This is a genomic window from Streptomyces sp. NPDC026538 (genome assembly GCF_055567535.1).
On sequence record NZ_JBVHQG010000013.1, the window covers coordinates 192542 to 208170 of the forward strand.

The 15629-nt window shown below is 72.0% G+C and carries 11 protein-coding genes; 6 read left to right on the forward strand and 5 right to left on the reverse strand.

Annotation, left to right across the window (positions count from 1 at the left end):
- Nucleotides 1-330 precede the first annotated feature (330 nt).
- The 4 genes from ACZ4N4_RS39175 to ACZ4N4_RS39190 all read right to left on the reverse strand — a co-directional run bounded on the left by ACZ4N4_RS39175 (nt 331) and on the right by ACZ4N4_RS39190 (nt 6278).
- Nucleotides 331-1254, reverse strand: a complete 924-nt coding sequence (locus tag ACZ4N4_RS39175) for a MurR/RpiR family transcriptional regulator (protein WP_453566869.1) — start codon at nt 1252-1254, stop codon at nt 331-333.
- Nucleotides 1255-1388: 134 nt separating this feature from the next.
- Complete coding sequence (locus ACZ4N4_RS39180; RefSeq protein ID WP_467597977.1) at nt 1389-3071, reverse strand: ArnT family glycosyltransferase; 1683 nt, start codon at nt 3069-3071, stop codon at nt 1389-1391.
- 93 nt (nt 3072-3164) lie between these two features.
- Nucleotides 3165-5093 carry a phosphatase PAP2 family protein gene (locus ACZ4N4_RS39185; protein ID WP_467597980.1) on the reverse strand — a complete coding sequence of 643 codons (1929 nt, stop codon included), beginning with the start codon at nt 5091-5093 and terminating at the stop codon, nt 3165-3167.
- A 276-nt stretch (nt 5094-5369) separates the two neighbouring features.
- Nucleotides 5370-6278 carry a BadF/BadG/BcrA/BcrD ATPase family protein gene (locus ACZ4N4_RS39190; RefSeq protein WP_467597983.1) on the reverse strand — a complete coding sequence of 303 codons (909 nt, stop codon included), beginning with the start codon at nt 6276-6278 and terminating at the stop codon, nt 5370-5372.
- Between the two features lie 324 nt (nt 6279-6602).
- Here ACZ4N4_RS39190 and ACZ4N4_RS39195 point away from each other — a divergent pair, with 324 nt between their 5' ends.
- The 6 genes from ACZ4N4_RS39195 to ACZ4N4_RS39220 all read left to right on the forward strand — a co-directional run bounded on the left by ACZ4N4_RS39195 (nt 6603) and on the right by ACZ4N4_RS39220 (nt 14859).
- Complete coding sequence (locus ACZ4N4_RS39195) at nt 6603-7736, forward strand: ROK family transcriptional regulator (protein ID WP_453566863.1); 1134 nt, start codon at nt 6603-6605, stop codon at nt 7734-7736.
- Between the two features lie 274 nt (nt 7737-8010).
- Nucleotides 8011-9339 (forward strand): ABC transporter substrate-binding protein, encoded by a 1329-nt coding sequence (locus tag ACZ4N4_RS39200; RefSeq protein WP_467597986.1) that lies wholly within the window; start codon nt 8011-8013, stop codon nt 9337-9339.
- A 119-nt stretch (nt 9340-9458) separates the two neighbouring features.
- On the forward strand, nt 9459-10370 hold the full coding sequence (locus ACZ4N4_RS39205; RefSeq protein WP_467597988.1) for a carbohydrate ABC transporter permease: 912 nt from the start codon (nt 9459-9461) through the stop codon (nt 10368-10370).
- On the forward strand, nt 10367-11269 hold the full coding sequence (locus tag ACZ4N4_RS39210) for a carbohydrate ABC transporter permease (protein ID WP_467597991.1): 903 nt from the start codon (nt 10367-10369) through the stop codon (nt 11267-11269). Before ACZ4N4_RS39205 ends, ACZ4N4_RS39210 begins: the two co-directional genes overlap by 4 nt.
- Before the next feature lie 2 nt (nt 11270-11271).
- Nucleotides 11272-13026 (forward strand): hypothetical protein, encoded by a 1755-nt coding sequence (locus ACZ4N4_RS39215; protein ID WP_467597994.1) that lies wholly within the window; start codon nt 11272-11274, stop codon nt 13024-13026.
- A gap of 15 nt (nt 13027-13041) precedes the next feature.
- Complete coding sequence (locus tag ACZ4N4_RS39220) at nt 13042-14859, forward strand: hypothetical protein (protein ID WP_467597997.1); 1818 nt, start codon at nt 13042-13044, stop codon at nt 14857-14859.
- A 102-nt stretch (nt 14860-14961) separates the two neighbouring features.
- On the opposite strand, the gene ACZ4N4_RS39225 is transcribed toward ACZ4N4_RS39220, so the two are convergent.
- Complete coding sequence (locus ACZ4N4_RS39225) at nt 14962-15627, reverse strand: nucleoside/nucleotide kinase family protein (protein ID WP_467598000.1); 666 nt, start codon at nt 15625-15627, stop codon at nt 14962-14964.
- Nucleotides 15628-15629 lie beyond the last annotated feature (2 nt).

Genomic DNA, 15629 nt, shown 5'->3' on the forward strand with positions numbered 1-15629 from the left:
CCCGTTCGAACACCCCGGGCGCCGACGCGGGTAGGAGACGGCGGCTGGGGGCGTCCGTGCAGGGACCCCGGGCGTCGGCCGCCGGCACTGCGGGTGGTGCTGCGTGCGCATGGGCGGTCCGTCGGCTTTCTCGGGGCGGGTGCGAGCGGTGCGTCCTCGGTGCGGAACGTGCCCGGAGGGTGCCGGGTTGGTCCGTGAGCAGTATTTATATATGCCGACCGGTTTGCAAGACGTATGAAAACATTCATGCGTGAAATGCGGTGAATGGTCCCGCTACGGGCTCCTGCGGCGGCAAGGGGGAGGGGCGGCCGGTGCGCCGGACCCCGGGGGTCAGTCCTTGAGGAAGAACTGGTGCTGCTCGGCGACGTGCTCGTACTCCTCCAGGCGTGCCTGGGTGCGCTCGGGGTCGGCGTCCGTCATGGCCTGGAGCAGGGCGGCGGCCATCAGGCCGGGCGCCGCATAGGTGTCGAAGACCAGGCGGGACCCGATCCCGGTGCTGAAGGTGACGTCGGCCTCGTCGGCCAGGGCGCCGAGCGCCTGGTCGGTCACGAGCGCGACCCGCAGACCCGCGGTCCGCGCCACCTGGATCGCGGTGAGCGTCTCCTGCGCGTGCCGCGGCATCCCGAACGCCAGCACCCAGGTGCCGCCCGCCTCCCGCGACTGCAGCAGCGCGTCGTAGGCCACGCTCCCGCCACGGGTCACCAGCCGTACGTCGGGATGGATACGGCGGGCGGCGTAGGCGAAGTACTCCGCCAGCGAGACGGAGATGCGCAGCCCGAGCACGGTCAGCGGGGAAGACTGGGACAGCTCGCGGCCGATCCAGATCACCCGGTCCGGGTCGGCGAAGTCCCGGCGCAGGTTCTCCAGGTTCTCGATCTCGGCGTCCACGGCCGCCTGGAGTTCGTTGCTGCGGTGCTCGGTGGCGGCTCCGGTGCCGCCCGCCAGGGTGCGCAGCGCGATCGACTGGAGCCGCTCGCGCAGCGCCGGGTACCCGCTGAAGCCGACCGCGCCCGCGAACCGGGTCACCGACGGCTGGCTGACCCCCACCCGCTCGGCGAGGTCGGTGATCGACAGAAAGGCCGCCTCGGTGATGTGGTCGATCAGGTACTGGGCGATGCGCCGCTGGCCGGGGGAGAGCCGGGGACCGTCGAAGAGTTCGCGGAGCTGGGAGGTGGGCGCGGCCTCCGCCTCCGGCACCGTCTTGCCCGAGGTGATCGCGGATGCCTGGGCGCGAGCCTGCTGCGGCGATGGCACCGAAGCGCCTCCTTTGTCTCCCACGAGGACTCAACATAGCTCACGGACCGTGGTGACCAGGGGTTGTGCCGACCGTCCGACCGCTCCGGCGGCCGAACGCACAACGTGCGAGGCAGGCACCGGGGTTCCGGCGGTCACCGCCGGTAGACGGTGATGGAATGCCCGACGTCGTCGACGGCACGGCTGCTGTCGATCAGCGCGGCCAGCCGGCCCCGTGCCTTGGCGACCGACGAGTCCGAGACCACCAGCAGCCCGTGCACCTCGCGGGACGGCACCGTGCGGGGATCGGTGGCGTGGATGCCGTAGTAGGAGGGGATGCCACTGCCCTTGTAGACCAGCCAGATCCGCTCGCCCGGGTAGCGCTCCCGCAGCCGGTCGGCGAGCCGGCCCAGGTCCTGGCCCCAGTCCACGTTGGAGTCGTGCAGCCGCAGATGCGTCTTCGCCGGACCGCCGAACGCTTCGTTGGAGTACGGCAGATAGAACGGGAACGTCCGCAGCGAACTCACCGCCACGAACAGCAGCAGCGCCCCGCCCACCGGCCGCGACCACCGCCACCGCACCGCCGGCACCGCAGCGCCGCCCACCGCCAGGAACATCGGCATGAACAGCGCGTACCGCGTCCCGAAGTCCCGCGACCCGGTCATCGCCGAGACCAGCAGCACGGCCGGCGGCAGCAGCACGTACGGCGCGGCCGGCCGCAGCCGCCGTACCGCCACCACCGCGACCGCGCCGGCCGCCCACAGCGCCAGCATGCCCAGCGGGGTCTTCACCAGGAGGGCGGCCGGCAGGTAGTACCAGCGGGAGCCGGTGTAGAGGTGCCCGAACAGATAGCCCTGCCAGGGATAGTCCTCCAGGCCGAACTGCAGGCGCATGCCGTCCCGGTAGGCGTGCGGAAAGGGCATCAGGTCGATCAGCAGGCCCCGCGGACCGTGGATCGCCGGGACCGGCACCGCGGACACGGACCGCAGCCGGGGATCGACGGCCAGATAGGACAGCCACACGACGGCGACCGCGGTCACCGTCACCACCGCCGCCGCCGTGACCGCGCGCCGCACCCGGCCGGGGCGCCACACCGACAGCACCGCCAGCGCGGGCAGCAGCGGCAGCGCGGGCAGCGCGCTCATCTTCGTCGCCACCGCCGCGCCCAACGCCGCCCCGGCGAGGGGCAGATACAGCCCAGGGCGGCGCCGCGCCCGCCACAGCAGCCAGACGGACGTCAGCACGAACCCCGCCGACGGCACGTCCAGGGTGGCCAGCGAGCCGTGCGCGATCAGGTCGGGGGAGAAGCAGTACAGGGTGAGCGCGAGGAGCCCGGCGGCGGTGCCGAGGACCTCGCGGGCGAAGGCGAAGACCACCACGGCGAACAGCAGCGTCAGCGCGATCACCGGCAGCCGGGCCCACAGCATCAGCCGCCAGGGGTCGTTGCCCGAGGCGTACAGCAGATGCCGGCCCACCTGCCCCTGGTCGCCCTGGTACGACGGGTCGTAGTGCGGGTCGGCGACCGCGATCCCGGCCATGACGACGAGCTTGCCGAGCGGCGGGTGCTCGGGGTTGTAGCGCAGCCGGTGCTCGTGGAGGTAGTCGGTGGCCGCGGCCACGTAGACCGGCTCGTCGATGGTGGGCGTCTGCTGGACGGCGCTGGTCACCATCGCGACCGCCATCTGGGCGAGCAGCAGCCCCACGAGGACCGGCACCAGCCACCGGCGTCGGGCGCGCAGGGCGGCGGTCAGCCGGGCCGCGGGGGCCGGCCGGGGAGCGGGTGCGGGGTCACCGAGGGCGCCGGGATCGAGGACCGACTGCTGTTCGCTTGCCATCATCCGCCCCGCGGGGACGCCGGGCCCGCGGTGACGGGAGCGACCAGGAGCGGGATCATGGGTCCCACTCTCGCATCGCTCCCGTCACCGGGCGCGTCACCGCTTCACGAGTCGTACCGACAGACCGTCTGCCGTGTACACGGGTACGGCCCGCAGCTTGTCGGAGTTCAGCTCGATGTGGTCGAACTGTCCGCGCAGCCGCGGAGCGTCGAGCACCGGGAGGGTGCGGCCCGCGGCCGGCGGGTGCTCGGTGTCGAGCTCCAGGGACAGCTTGCTGCCCTTGCCGAGCACGGCCAGGTGCTTGACCTGGAGCGGCGCCTTACGGCCCGTGCCGAGCGTCACCTCCAGGGTGCCCGCGCCCTGCGTGTACGTCCCCCGCAGGAACAGTTCCGCGGCCACCCGCAGGGTGCCGGCCTCGATCCGGACGTCGCCGCGGCCCAGCGCCTCGTCCGAGGCGGCCACCAGGGTGCCCCCGGCCACCACGGTGCCGCCGCGGTAGCCGTTGCCGCCGGTCAGCGTCAGCGTGCCGGTGCCCTGCTTGGTCAGACCGCCGTGGCCGTCGATGTCGTGGCGCCAGCTGTCGGCCGCCGAGAAGCCGCCGGCCGCCGCGTCCAGGGTGACCGTGACGTCCGTGTCGAAGGCGCCGTAGCCGTCCGCCGCGGCGAACAGGTCGAGGCGGCCCCACTGCTCGACGCCGTCCAGCAGCGCGTAGCCGGCGGGCAGGGCGGTGGTGCGCAGCACCTCCCGGCGCTGGTCGGCGGTGAGGTAGGGCTGGCGGGTCTCCAGGAGCACCTCGGCGCCCTTGGGCACGGTGAGCGGCTCGCCGCCCTGCCGCCGCAGGATGTACGTCAGCCGGGGGGTGGCCGCGCGCTCGTTGGCCGCCCGGTCGGCGTACGGGTCGGCGGCGGGGCCGGCCGAGTGGGCGTAGGCGTACAGGGTGTCGGCGGTGGCGCCGGTCCGCGCCTCGAAGTAGGCGAGGGCCTGGGCGCGGGCGGCCGCCTTGAGGGCGGCGTTGGCCGGGTCGGCGAGGGTCGCGGCGGCCAGGGCGGTGGCCATGATGCGGCCGCCGATCACGTCGACCGTGTTGTGCATGCCGGCGATGATGCGGGTGTCGCTGAGCTCCAGGGCGCGGGTGACCAGCTCCTGGAAGCGCTCCGGCACCGCGTAGGCGTAGGCGAGACCCGCCAGATGGAATGCGTTGGTGTGGCCGGAGGGGAAGCCGCCGTCGTCGACCGGGGAGGTGCTGCGCTGGCGCAGCAGCTGCGGGGCGACGGCCACCTCGGAGTCGTAGACCGGGAAGCCGTAGGCGTCGGTCCTGCCGGTGTCGACGACCTCGCTGTCCTCGTTCATGCGCCAGGGGCGCGGGTACTGGTAGGCGTACTTGGAGGGGTTGCCGGAGGCGTAGTTCCCGCGCACGGTGTCGACCAGTTCGGCGACCTTGCCGAGCGCCGAGTCGTGCGAGCCGGCGCCGAGCGCGGAGCCCGCCGGGGCGTCGGCCGGGACGGCGTCGTTGATCGTGGTCGCGGGCGTCCCGTCGGGGGCGCTGGTGATCGAGGTGACCGCGAGCGAACCGGCCTTGTACAGGTCCGCCAGCGGGCCGAGGCCAGCGATCATCGCGTAGCTCTGGTGCTGGCGGTCGTAGACGAACGCCTTCTTCGCCTCGGCGACGGAGCGCCTGCGCGTGATCTTGGCGCAGTACCGCATGTTGTCGCGCAGGATGTCCGCGCGCAGCACGCTACCGGTGTTCCAGGCGGAACCGGTCTTCCATATCCGCGCGAAGCCGCCGAGGATGCGCACCACCGCGTTGGTGTCGGCGGTCAGGTTGGTGCTGATGTTCGTCTTGTAGTCGTCGACGAACGCGAGAGCGGTCGCGGCCTTGGCGTCCGCGGCGGCGAGCCAGCCGGCGAACGTCGGGGCAGCCAGCACACCCGCCGAGGCGCCGAGCGAGGTCTTCAGGAATCCCCGTCGGCCGACGGCGAGTCCACGGGCCGGTGAGGAGGTGTGGTGCCCGGCAGGTGACGGCATGGGTGTCCCTCTCTTGAGTTCTGGGGGAGTTCACGCGGACGGCTGATGCTCCAGATACGCGTGAGCGTGTGGGTTCGCGTGGGAAAAGGGTTGAACGAGCGCAGTTCTAGGGCGAGTTCGTGTCCCGGCGGTCATGGTCGGACGACCGTCACATGACCCGGAGTTGAACGGCAGCCCGGTGGTCCACCGGAGGAACGGGCCTGGACCTGCGCGTTCGCAGCGTCGAACAGCCCGTGGTCCAGGCGTGCGGGACCGGACGGGCTGCGGACGGGTTTCTCACAGGATCGAACGTGCCAGCGCCACCGCGCCCTCGACCGGCGGGAGTCGCAACGGCTGTGGCCGCGCCCCGGGCACGGCCTCGGCGAGCGCGGCCGCGAAGGCGTCGTACAGGCGTGGCTGGGAGAGGATCGTGCCGCCCGCGACCACCACGTCGTCCACGGCGAGACCGCGTGCGGCGAGCCGGACCACGAGGCCGGCGAGGGCGCGGCCGCCGTCGGCTATCACGTCGGCGGCGAGCCGGGAGCCCGCGTCGGCCGCGGTGAAAAGCACCGGGGCGTGCCGGCCCCACTCGGCGGAGACGTCGTCGGCGCCCTCCAGCGCGGCGCCGAGTGCGGGTACTTCGGCCACCCCGAAGGCGGCGACGAGTCCGGTCGCGAGGGCGTCGGGTGCCTCGCCGCGGTCGTGTGCGGCCCAGACGGCGCGGGCGGCGTCCCGGACCAGTCCGGCGGCGCCGCCCTCGTCGCCGAGGACCGCGCCCCAGCCGCCGACCTGCACGGGGCTGCCGTCGGCGTGCCGTCCGACGGCCACCGAACCGGTGCCGGCGACCAGGCCGACGCCCTTGTCCAGGCCCGTGGCGGGGACGAGGAGTTCCGCGTCGCCCACGACGAGGACGGGTATCTCGTGGAAGTCGCGCAGCGCGGCGGTGATCCGGGCGCACTGGCGGGGTGTCTCACAGGCGTGCCCGCCGACGGCCAGGGCGGCGGGGCGGGTGCCGGCCGGCAGGGCCTCGTGGACCAGCGCGGTCAGCCAGCGGGCGGCGGCGGCCGGGTCGTGCGGCCGCCAGCCGCTGCTCAAACGGACGTGATCGGCGACCAGGTCCGCGCCGGTGAGTGCGCGGAGATGGGTCTTGGTGCCCCCCACGTCGATGCCGATCACGAGTGGGGAAGAGGGAGTGGTGTCCTGCACGGATCCTCTTTCGTCGTCTGGGCGAACAGCGCCGAAGAGCCTGGCACTGTGCTGCGACGGTGAGCGAACCGTGCCTGGCCGAACAGGAGTTGAGTAAGTCGGGAAGCCCCGGGACGGGCTTCTTGCGGAGCACGGCAGGCGAGTACCGTGTACTTCGTTAGGAAGTTAACTAACGAAGTACAGTGCGTCAAGAGTTGCCGCGGACTCGATCAACGGGACGCTGTCGAGGCCAGAACCGCGCGGCACAAGGGCACCGCATCGCCGCATCCCGCGACACCCGGGGGAGCGCGGCCCCTGACCCATGGGGGAACTGTGGAACACGTCGTGACTGAGGCCCCCCGGCTCACCGAGAGCGCCGGTGCGGTCTTCGCCGTGCTGGCCCAGGCCGGCAGCGCCACCCGGCCGCAGCTCGCGAGCCTCGCCGGCCTGTCCAAGCCGACGGTCTCCGCCGCCGTCGCGGAGCTGGAGGGGGCCCGGCTGGCCACCCACTCCGGCACCGCGTCCGGCGGCACCGGCCGCTCCGCCGCCGTCTACGGCCTCGGGCCCGCCTCCGGCTCGGTCCTCGCCGTCGACCTGGGGCCGGCCCGCACGCGGGTGCGCGGCTGTGCCCTGGACGGCACCCTGCTCGCCGAGGCGGACACGCCCCGCCACCGCGCCGCCGACGCCGTCCGCGAGGCCCTGGCCGCGCTGCCGGCGGGCGCCCCGCTGCGGGCCATCGTCGTCGCCATCGGTGACGTCACCGCCCCCGACCTGGCGGGCACCGGGATGCGCCCCGCGACCGCCAAGGCCGGCCCCGTCTTCGACGCGGTCTCGGTCGCCCTGCCGCCGGGAGTGCCGGTCCACCTGGAGAACAACGTGAACTGTGCCGCCCTCGCCGAACTCCACGAGGGCGCCGCCCGGGGCCACCGCACCTTCGGCTACCTGCGGATCGGCGTCGGTATCGGTCTGGGCATCGTCATCGGCGGCCAGGTGCTGCGCGGCGCCAACGGCGCGGCCGGTGAGCTGGCCCGGCTGCCCTACCCCTGGGACGACGACCGAGAGCCCCGTCAGGAGGCCCTGGAGGCGTACGTCGGCTCGCAGGCCCTGCTGCGCCGGGCCGCCGCGGCCTGGCGGCCCGGTGACGGCCCGCGCCCCCGGACCGCCGAGGGGCTCTTCGCGCTGGCCGCCGAGGGCCGGGAGCCCGCCCGCGGACTGGTCGCCCGGCACGCCGCCGACGTGGGCCGGCTGGCCGCCGCGGTGGCGGCCGTGCTGGATCCGGGGCTGATCGTGCTCGGCGGCAGTACCGGCGCGTATCCCCAGCTCCTGCCCGGGGTGCGGGCCGAGCTGGGGCGGCTGAGCTGGCCCACCGAGGTGGTCAGCAGCCAGATCGGCGATCTCGGTACGGTAGTGGGTGCCGCCCGGCTCGCCGTGGCCAAGGGAGTCCAAAACGTGACCGAAGGCGTGCAGGTGAAGGATTGACGGCTTCCTGATCGGTCTGCCAATGTCCGGACAAGCGCTTTCTAAGTCGGCCGGGACGCCGACTCCGGGTGAGCCTTCAGCCCGTACGCGAAGTACGGCAGCCGCACGAGGGCGTGCTTGTGCGACGCCGGCCGTCATGGCCGGGGACCCCACCCGTCAAGGCGACACGGCCGGGCGAGGCCGTGCCCCCGGAAAGCGAAATCTCCCGCAAAATGCACCCGTGCCGCCTCGGCTGGCGCCGTGCTTCTTCCGCTACGACGAAAAGGGATTGAAGATGACCAGTGTGGGTGTGCGGCGCTCTCGCCGACTCGGCCGCGGCGGCATACGCCGTCTGGCTCCTCTCGCTGCCGTGGCCACGGCAGGAGCCCTGCTGCTCTCCGCCTGCGGGTCGGGATCCGGCTCGGGCGGGACCTCCAAGTCGCTGACGTTCTGGATCTCCACGGTTCCGGGCCAGGACGCGGGCTGGAAGAAGCTGGTGGCGCAGTACAAGAAGGAAGCCGGCGTCGACGTCAAGCTCGTCAACATCCCCTACGACGGCTACCCGACGAAGCTGCACAACGCCGCGCAGGCGAACTCGCTGCCCGACGTGGCGGACGTGCCGGCGCTTGACCCGATCTGGTCGAACAAGCTGATCGACCTCAGCTCCATCGCCGGCGACAAGACCAACAAGATCAACGCCAACTTCCTCGCCAAGGACTCGTCCGGGAAGGTGCTGTCCATCCCCTCGGACGTCACCGCGTCCGGCCTGTTCATCAACGAGACGCTGTTCAAGAAGGCCGGCGTCGCCGTCCCGACGTCGCCCCAGAAGACCTGGACCTGGACCGAGTTCATCGCGGCGGCGAACAAGGTCCGGGAGAAGACCGGCGCCAAGTACTCCCTCACGTTCGACCAGTCGCCGTCCCGGCTCCGCGCGATGGTGTACGAGATGGGCGGCCAGTACGTCCACGCGGACTCCTCCGGCAAGTTCTCGGTGGACGCCGCGACCAAGACGGCCGTCAAGTACTTCGTCGGACTGAACGACGACAAGACCATGCCCAAGTCGGTGTGGACCAGTGGCGCCGACCCGTCGGCCATGTTCCAGAGCGGTGACGTGGTCGCCTACTGGTCCGGCGTGTGGCAGGTCGCCTCCTTCGCCGACAGCATCAAGAAGTTCGACTGGGCGAGCGTCCCGACCCCCGCCCAGCCGGTGCAGGCCAGTGACGTCAACAGCGGCGGCATGATGGTGGGCTTCAACAACAACGGCGCCGCGGCCACCGCCGCGCAGAAGTTCCTGTCCTGGGTGTACGAGCCGAAGCAGTACACCGAGCTGGTCGAGACCTCCGGGTTCCTCCCGGTCGAGAGCGGTCTGAGCCCGAAGTACCCCTTCACCTCCGAGGCGGCGCAGTCGGCGTTCAAGCTGTACAACGAGGAGATCCCGCTCTACGCCCCGATCTCGGGTTACTTCAACGGCGCGCAGACGAACTGGGTGCTGAAGGGCAAGAGCCTCGCCACCGACCCGACCAAGACGGAGCTGGGCAAGGCGATCAACGGCCAGCAGTCGGTCGACAAGGCCCTGGACAACATCGTGGACGGCTACAACCAGCAGGTCGGCGGCGGGTCGTAGGCCAGGCGGCCCGGGCGGCGCGCTCGAGACGCCGCCGCCCGGACCCTGGGTGCCCACGTGAGGCCGGGCTCACGGCGTGAGCCCGCAGCAATCCATCCACCAGCACGGAAGTCAGGAAGATGACAAAAAGCGCCGCGGACATGTCCGTGAGGCCGCCCAGGAGACGCAGCACCTACATTCTCGCGCCGCTCGTCCTCATCGCGGCCAATGTCGTGCTCTTCGCGCTGTTCTTCGTGTGGCCGGCGGTGATCGGGCTCGTCTATTCCTTCACGAACTACACGGGCGTGGGTGCGTTCCAGTTCGTCGGACTGGACAACTACCACAACTTGTTCGGTGACTCCGCCTTCTACGACGCGCTGACCCGCACGCTGCTGTACGCCGTCCTCTTCGTTCCCCTGAACTTCGCGCTCTCACTGCTCGCCGCCAACCTGCTGGTGAGCAAGCACGCCAAGGGGGCGTCCGTCGCCCGTGTCATCTTCTTCATCCCGTGGCTGCTGTCGCCCATCGTCGTGGGTGTCCTGTGGCGGTGGCTGTTCGGCGAGAACTTCGGTCTGGTCAACTACGTCATCGAGAAGTTCGGCGGGTCCGCCGTTCCGTGGCAGTCGAACGCGGACCTGTCGCTGCTGGTGGTGGTGTTCGCGGCATCCTGGGCCTGGACGGGCTTCTCGATGCTGCTGTTCATCGCGGCGATCAAGAACGTGCCGGTGTCCTACTACGAGGCGGCCTCGCTCGACGGCGCCGGCCCCTGGCGCCAGTTCGTCAGCATCACGCTGCCGAGCATCGCGCCCACCTCGTTCATCGTGATCCTGCTCAACACGATCAACGCGATGAAGGAATACCCGGTGTTCGTCTCCCTCAACAACGGCGGACCCGGAACGTCGAACAACCTGCTTGTCCAGTACATCTATCAGACCGGCTTCCAACGGGGCCAGATCGGCTACGCGAGCGCCGCGTCGTTCGTGCTCATGCTCATCCTGATGGCCGTCGCGATCATCCAGCTGATTGTCAACCGGCGGGTGGAGAACCGATGACAACCACAGACACGACACGCCCGGTCGACGCCGGCCCCGGACGGGCCGTTTCCAAAAAGCGGCCCCGCGGTGCGAGCACGGGTGGGCTCCGGCGGGCGGTACCCGCGACGACCCTGCTGTGGATCCTGGCGTGCCTCTACGGGCTGCCGGTGCTGTGGTTCATCCTCAGCTCCCTCAAACCGGCCGGGGATCTGTTCTCCTATCCGCTGACGCTGGTTCCGCACCACCCCACCCTGTCGGGGTACTTCGAGGCGTGGCGCAGTGCCAACTTCTCCCAGTACTTCGTCAACACGACCATCGTGTGCGTCATCACGACGATCCTGACGGTGGGCGTCAGCTGCTGCACCGGGTACGCGCTGGCCAAGTACGACAACAGATGGCTCAAGGCGTTCTTCATCTGCATCCTGGCCACCACGATGCTGCCGGGCGAGGTCATGCTCGCCCCCGAGTTCCTGGTGGTGCGCAACCTCGGCCTCTACAACTCGTTCGCCGGCATCATCCTCCCGGCCGTGCTCACCGCGACCGGATGCTTCATGTTCCGCCAGTTCTTCCTGACGGTCCCCGACGAACTCGTGGAAGCCGCCCGCATCGACGGCGCCCGCGAACTGTCGATCTTCCTGCGGATCATGGTGCCGCTCTCCCGGCCCATCATGCTGACCCTCGCCATCCTGTCCTTCCAGTGGCGGTGGAACGACTACATCTGGCCGCTGCTGATGCTGAACGACCCCAACAAGTTCACCGTGCAGATCGGCATCCAGAGCATCGTCGGCGCGCAGAACATCAACTGGTCGGTCCTGCTCGGCGCCTCGGTCATCTCCATGATCCCGCTGATCGTCATCTTCCTGGTCTTCCAGCGCTACGTCATGGGCGCCGACATCAACGCCGGACTGAAGGACTGACCGTGCCCACCCCGCTCGACCACGAGTTCGTCCGCGCGGCGGCCGGCGCGGCCGACCGGCTGGCCGTCCCGCTGGCGGCCGGTCCCGACGAGGAACCCGCCGGTGTGACCCACCGCGCCCTGGCACGCCGGGTGAGGACTCTGGTCGCGGCGTACCGTTCCACGGACTCGGCACTGCACGGCAGCGGGCAGGCCGTCGCCGCCGCGACGACCCACCTCCGTGCCCTGCGGGCCGCGCAGACCAGCACCGGCCTCTTCGCCGGCGGCGACAACGTGCAGTCACCGCCGGACTCCGCGTTCACCGTCAACGACGTGTGCGACGCGCACATCCTCGCCGCGGGCGCGGGGCCGGAACTCCGCGACGTCACCGGCGCGCTCGCCGAGATCGCCGGCGCCGCCTCCGGCGCCCTCCTGACCGGTGGGGTGCACACCCCGAACCACCGCTGGGAGCTGTGCGCGGCGCTGGCCCGGCTGCACCGGTCGTTCCCGGACAGCCGGCTGCCCGACCGCATCGACGGGTGGCTCGCGGAGGGCGTCGACATCGACGCGGAGGGCCTGTACTCGGAGCGCAGCGCCAACTACGCGGCTCACGTGTCCAACCCGTCGCTGCTGCTCCTCGCCGACGTCCTCGGCCGTACCGACCTGTGGGACGCCGTCGAACGCAACCTCACCGCGACCCTGGACCTCATCAGACCGGACGGCACGGTGGAGACCGTCCACTCGCGACGGCAGGACCAGAACCACCCGTTCCCGCTGGCGCCCTACCTGGCGCACTACCGGCTGCTCGCGATCCGCTCCGGCCGACGCGACTTCAGCCGCGCGGCGCGGCTGGCGGCCGCCGACGGCATCGACGACCCCGGCCTGCTCGCCGAGACCATCCTCACCCCCGACCTGTGCCGCGTGCTGCCGGCACCGGCACCGGAACCCCTTCCCCGCGCCCGCTACCTCACCACGGCGCGCCTCGCCGCACGCGCCTCCGCCACCGCGCACAGCGTCCTGTACGGCGGCTCGGACGTGCCGGAACACCGGCGCATCCGCTCGGGCCTCGCCTGCAATCCCACCTTCCTGCGTCTGTTCGCCGGTGACGCCGTCCTCGACGCGGTCCGCCTCTCACGGGGATTCTTCGACCTGGGCCCGTTCCGCGCCGCCGGCATGGAACAGCTCGCAGGCAGCCGGTACCGGCTCACCGAAACCCTCACGGCCGCCTACTACCAGCCGCTCCCGCCCGACCGGCGACGGGACGACGGCGCCTACCGTGTCGCGGACGAGGGACGCTTCTCGGCCGCGATGGCCTTCCAGGACCGGCCCCGGGACGAGGTCTCCCACGCGACCCGCGTCGAAGCCGAGCTGCGGGAGGACGGTGCCGACCTACGGATCGACATCGGCGGACCACGGGTGCCCTGGGCCCTCGAACTGACCTTCCGGCCCGGCGGCGTGCCGGAGGGCGCCGAACCGATCGGCGACGGACGCTGGTGCCTGACGACCGGGCCGATGACCTACCGGGTCGGTGACGACGAGATCCGGGTCGAGGCCGACGTCGAGGCAGGCGAACCGCTCGCCGGGCCGGACCGGAGCGACGTACTACGGTACGACCCGGGTCAGGACCACACCGTGCTGGGCGGCACCGACGCGACCACCGGGAACCGCGTCTACATCGGTGGACACGGCCCGCAGACACTGACCGTCGCACTGCGCGCCCGCCGTCCCTCGCCTGCCGTCCGACCCCGACGCACCACGCCATGGCCTCCTCCGGCATGAAGGGCTGATCCACCCATGCACCTGCCGCGCCAGCTCGGCCCGCTGCACGACCTGCCGTCCACCCCCGAGGCGTACGACGCGGTCCTCGCCGACGTCGTGGAGCAGGCCCTGGCCCGCCTCACGCCCGAGGGCAACCTCGAACACCCCGACGCCGACGACGACATCGGCGACACCTCCCTCGGCGTCACCTCACTGCTGGCCCTCGCCTGGCAGCGCGCCAAGGACCCGCGGCTGCCCGAGGCCGTGCGCCGCAGCCTCGCCTTCCACCTGCGCGAGCGGGTCTACACCGAGGACAACCCCGGATACCCCAACCTGACGGCCCGCGACTCCGGCCTCCCGTACGCCCGTTACGTCCTGGCGCCGGGCGCGCACCCGATCGGGGACTGGCCCAGCACGGTGTGGGCGCTGCTGCAGGCCGTCAACGTCCTCGACCTCGCGGACGGCCTGGTCGACGACGCACAGCGCACCGCGCTGACCGAGGTGGGCCGCGGCTACTGGCGCTGGCTCACCGAGGCCACCTTCTTCAACCCGCAGGAGGCCGGCAACCAGGCGATCGGGTGCGTGGTCGGCGGGCTGATGCTGGCCCGCCACCTTCCCGCCGGAGAAGGCGAGCAGGTCCGCGAGCGGGCGCTGGCCCTGTACACCGACAGGATCCGCGCCCACCGCGTCCTGGACCGGGGCGCCCTGCTGCCCCCCGAGCACGGCGGCGCCTACGACAACAACTACGGCCCGATCTCCCTGTCCTTCCTCGCCCAGGCCCACCGGATCAGCGGCGAGGCGATGTTCGCGGAGGACGGCGACGCGCTCGCCCGCTACCTCGACGCCCGCCTGCCGGGTGGCGGCTTCGACAACGGCGGCCCCCGCTACAGCGAACAGCACTCCGGCTTCGAGTCCGTCCTGGGGCTGCGCTACTTCAGCGCCCGGATCGGCTCCGACCTGGGCCGCTACCGGGGCGACACCAACTGGGGCCGGCACGCGGTCAAGGCGGACGGCGGTGTCGACGGGCACTTCGCGTGGATGCTGGTCTGGCAGATCCAGGACACCACGCCCTGGCACCGCACCCCCTCGACCCTCCCGGCCCGCCACCAACTCCGCGCGGGCACCGTCTCGGTGGCCTTCGACCAGCGGATGACCCCGGCACTGATCGAGGCGGCCGGCACCTACCACCTCCCGGCGGCGGTGAACCGGCAGCACGGCTTCGGCCCGGTCCTGGACGGCTTCCTGTACTGCCGGCCGATGGGCGAGGTCCGGGTCCGGGACCTGCGCGCCGACGGCCTGGCCGCCAAGCTGGTCAGCAAGCCGGTCGTGGGCCGCGACCACGTACTGCGCCACGTGCGCTCCCTGTACGTCACGGACGGCGCCCGGCTGTGGGTGACGGTGGCCGTCGAGCGCCTGGCCGGGACGCCGTACCTGCTGGCCGGGCTGCCGTACGCGGCGGACGACGGCGACCGGGTGCGTCGCGTCGCCGAGGGCGAGATCGCCGCCGCGGGCGCGCTGCGCCTCACCCATCCCGCACAGCAGGGCGCCGACCACTTCGACGCGCGTGCCGAACTCACCCAGGAGCAGGCCGCGTTCGCACTCGCCGCCGACCCGCGCGGCTACGGCAACCCGGACGAGGGCTGGCGCCACCTGGTCGCCTCCACGGCGTACGAGGCCGAACCGGCGCCGGGCGCACCGCCGCACCTGCACGTGTTCGCCGTACGGTACGGGCCCGGCGGAGACTTCACGCCGTCGTTCGAGGGCGACCTGACCGTGCGCACCGAGGCGTTCACGGCCGTCATCGAGACCGAGGACGCCCACGGTGATCCCGGGCTCGCCCTCACCGGCTGCTGAGCGCTCCGCGGCAAGTGCCGTGCCGTCGTTCGGCTGCCGCGCCGTGGTGGCTGGTCGCGCAGTTCCTCCCCCACCCTTCGGTGGGGGGACCCCCAGCGCCCCTTACGGGGCGCTGCCGAACCGCGCTCGAAGCAGCGCCGTGTCCGGGACCACCAGGTCCGCCCGGTCCCGGGTCGCCGCGACCAGGTCGGCGTTGCGCTGGTCGGTGCCCGCCACCCAGGCCACCGCCTGCGCGTGCCCCTTGCCGAACTCCTCGTGCCGGGCGACCAGCCGCCGTATCCGCTCGGCCTCGTCGATCTCGCAGAACCACACCTCGTCCAGGGCGGCCCGCACCCGCCCCCACGGACCCTCCGCCAGCAGCAGGTAGTTGCCCTCCGTCACCACCAGCCGGGCCGTCGGCGGTACCGGGATCGCGCCCGCCAGCGGCTGCTCGAGGACCCGCTCGAAGCCCGGCGCGTACACCACCTCGCCGGTGTCCTCGCGCAGCCGCCGCAGCAGCGCCGCGTACCCGGCCGCGTCGAAGGTCGCGGGCGCGCCCTTGCGGTCCCGCAGCCCCAGCCGGTCCAGTTCGACGTCGGCCAGATGGAAGCCGTCCATGGGCACCTGCGCCACCCACGGCTCGCCGGAGCCGTTCAGCTCGCGCACCAGATGCTCGGCGAGCGTGGTCTTGCCGGCGCCGGGGCTGCCCGCGATGCCGAGGATCGCGCGCGGACCGCGTCCGGTGAGTGAACGGGCCCGGTCGAGGAGGTCGTCGAAAGTCAGCGGCACGC

What these genes read in the sequence shown, in the direction of transcription:
- ACZ4N4_RS39185 (WP_467597980.1), bottom strand. Translation starts at nt 5,093, where the DNA reads ATGCCGTCACCTGCCGGGCACCACACCTCCTCACCGGCCCGTGGACTC.
- ACZ4N4_RS39180 (WP_467597977.1), bottom strand. Translation starts at nt 3,071, where the DNA reads ATGATGGCAAGCGAACAGCAGTCGGTCCTCGATCCCGGCGCCCTCGGT.
- ACZ4N4_RS39220 (WP_467597997.1), top strand. Translation starts at nt 13,042, where the DNA reads ATGCACCTGCCGCGCCAGCTCGGCCCGCTGCACGACCTGCCGTCCACC.
- ACZ4N4_RS39210 (WP_467597991.1), top strand. Translation starts at nt 10,367, where the DNA reads ATGACAACCACAGACACGACACGCCCGGTCGACGCCGGCCCCGGACGG.
- ACZ4N4_RS39205 (WP_467597988.1), top strand. Translation starts at nt 9,459, where the DNA reads ATGACAAAAAGCGCCGCGGACATGTCCGTGAGGCCGCCCAGGAGACGC.
- ACZ4N4_RS39200 (WP_467597986.1), top strand. Translation starts at nt 8,011, where the DNA reads ATGACCAGTGTGGGTGTGCGGCGCTCTCGCCGACTCGGCCGCGGCGGC.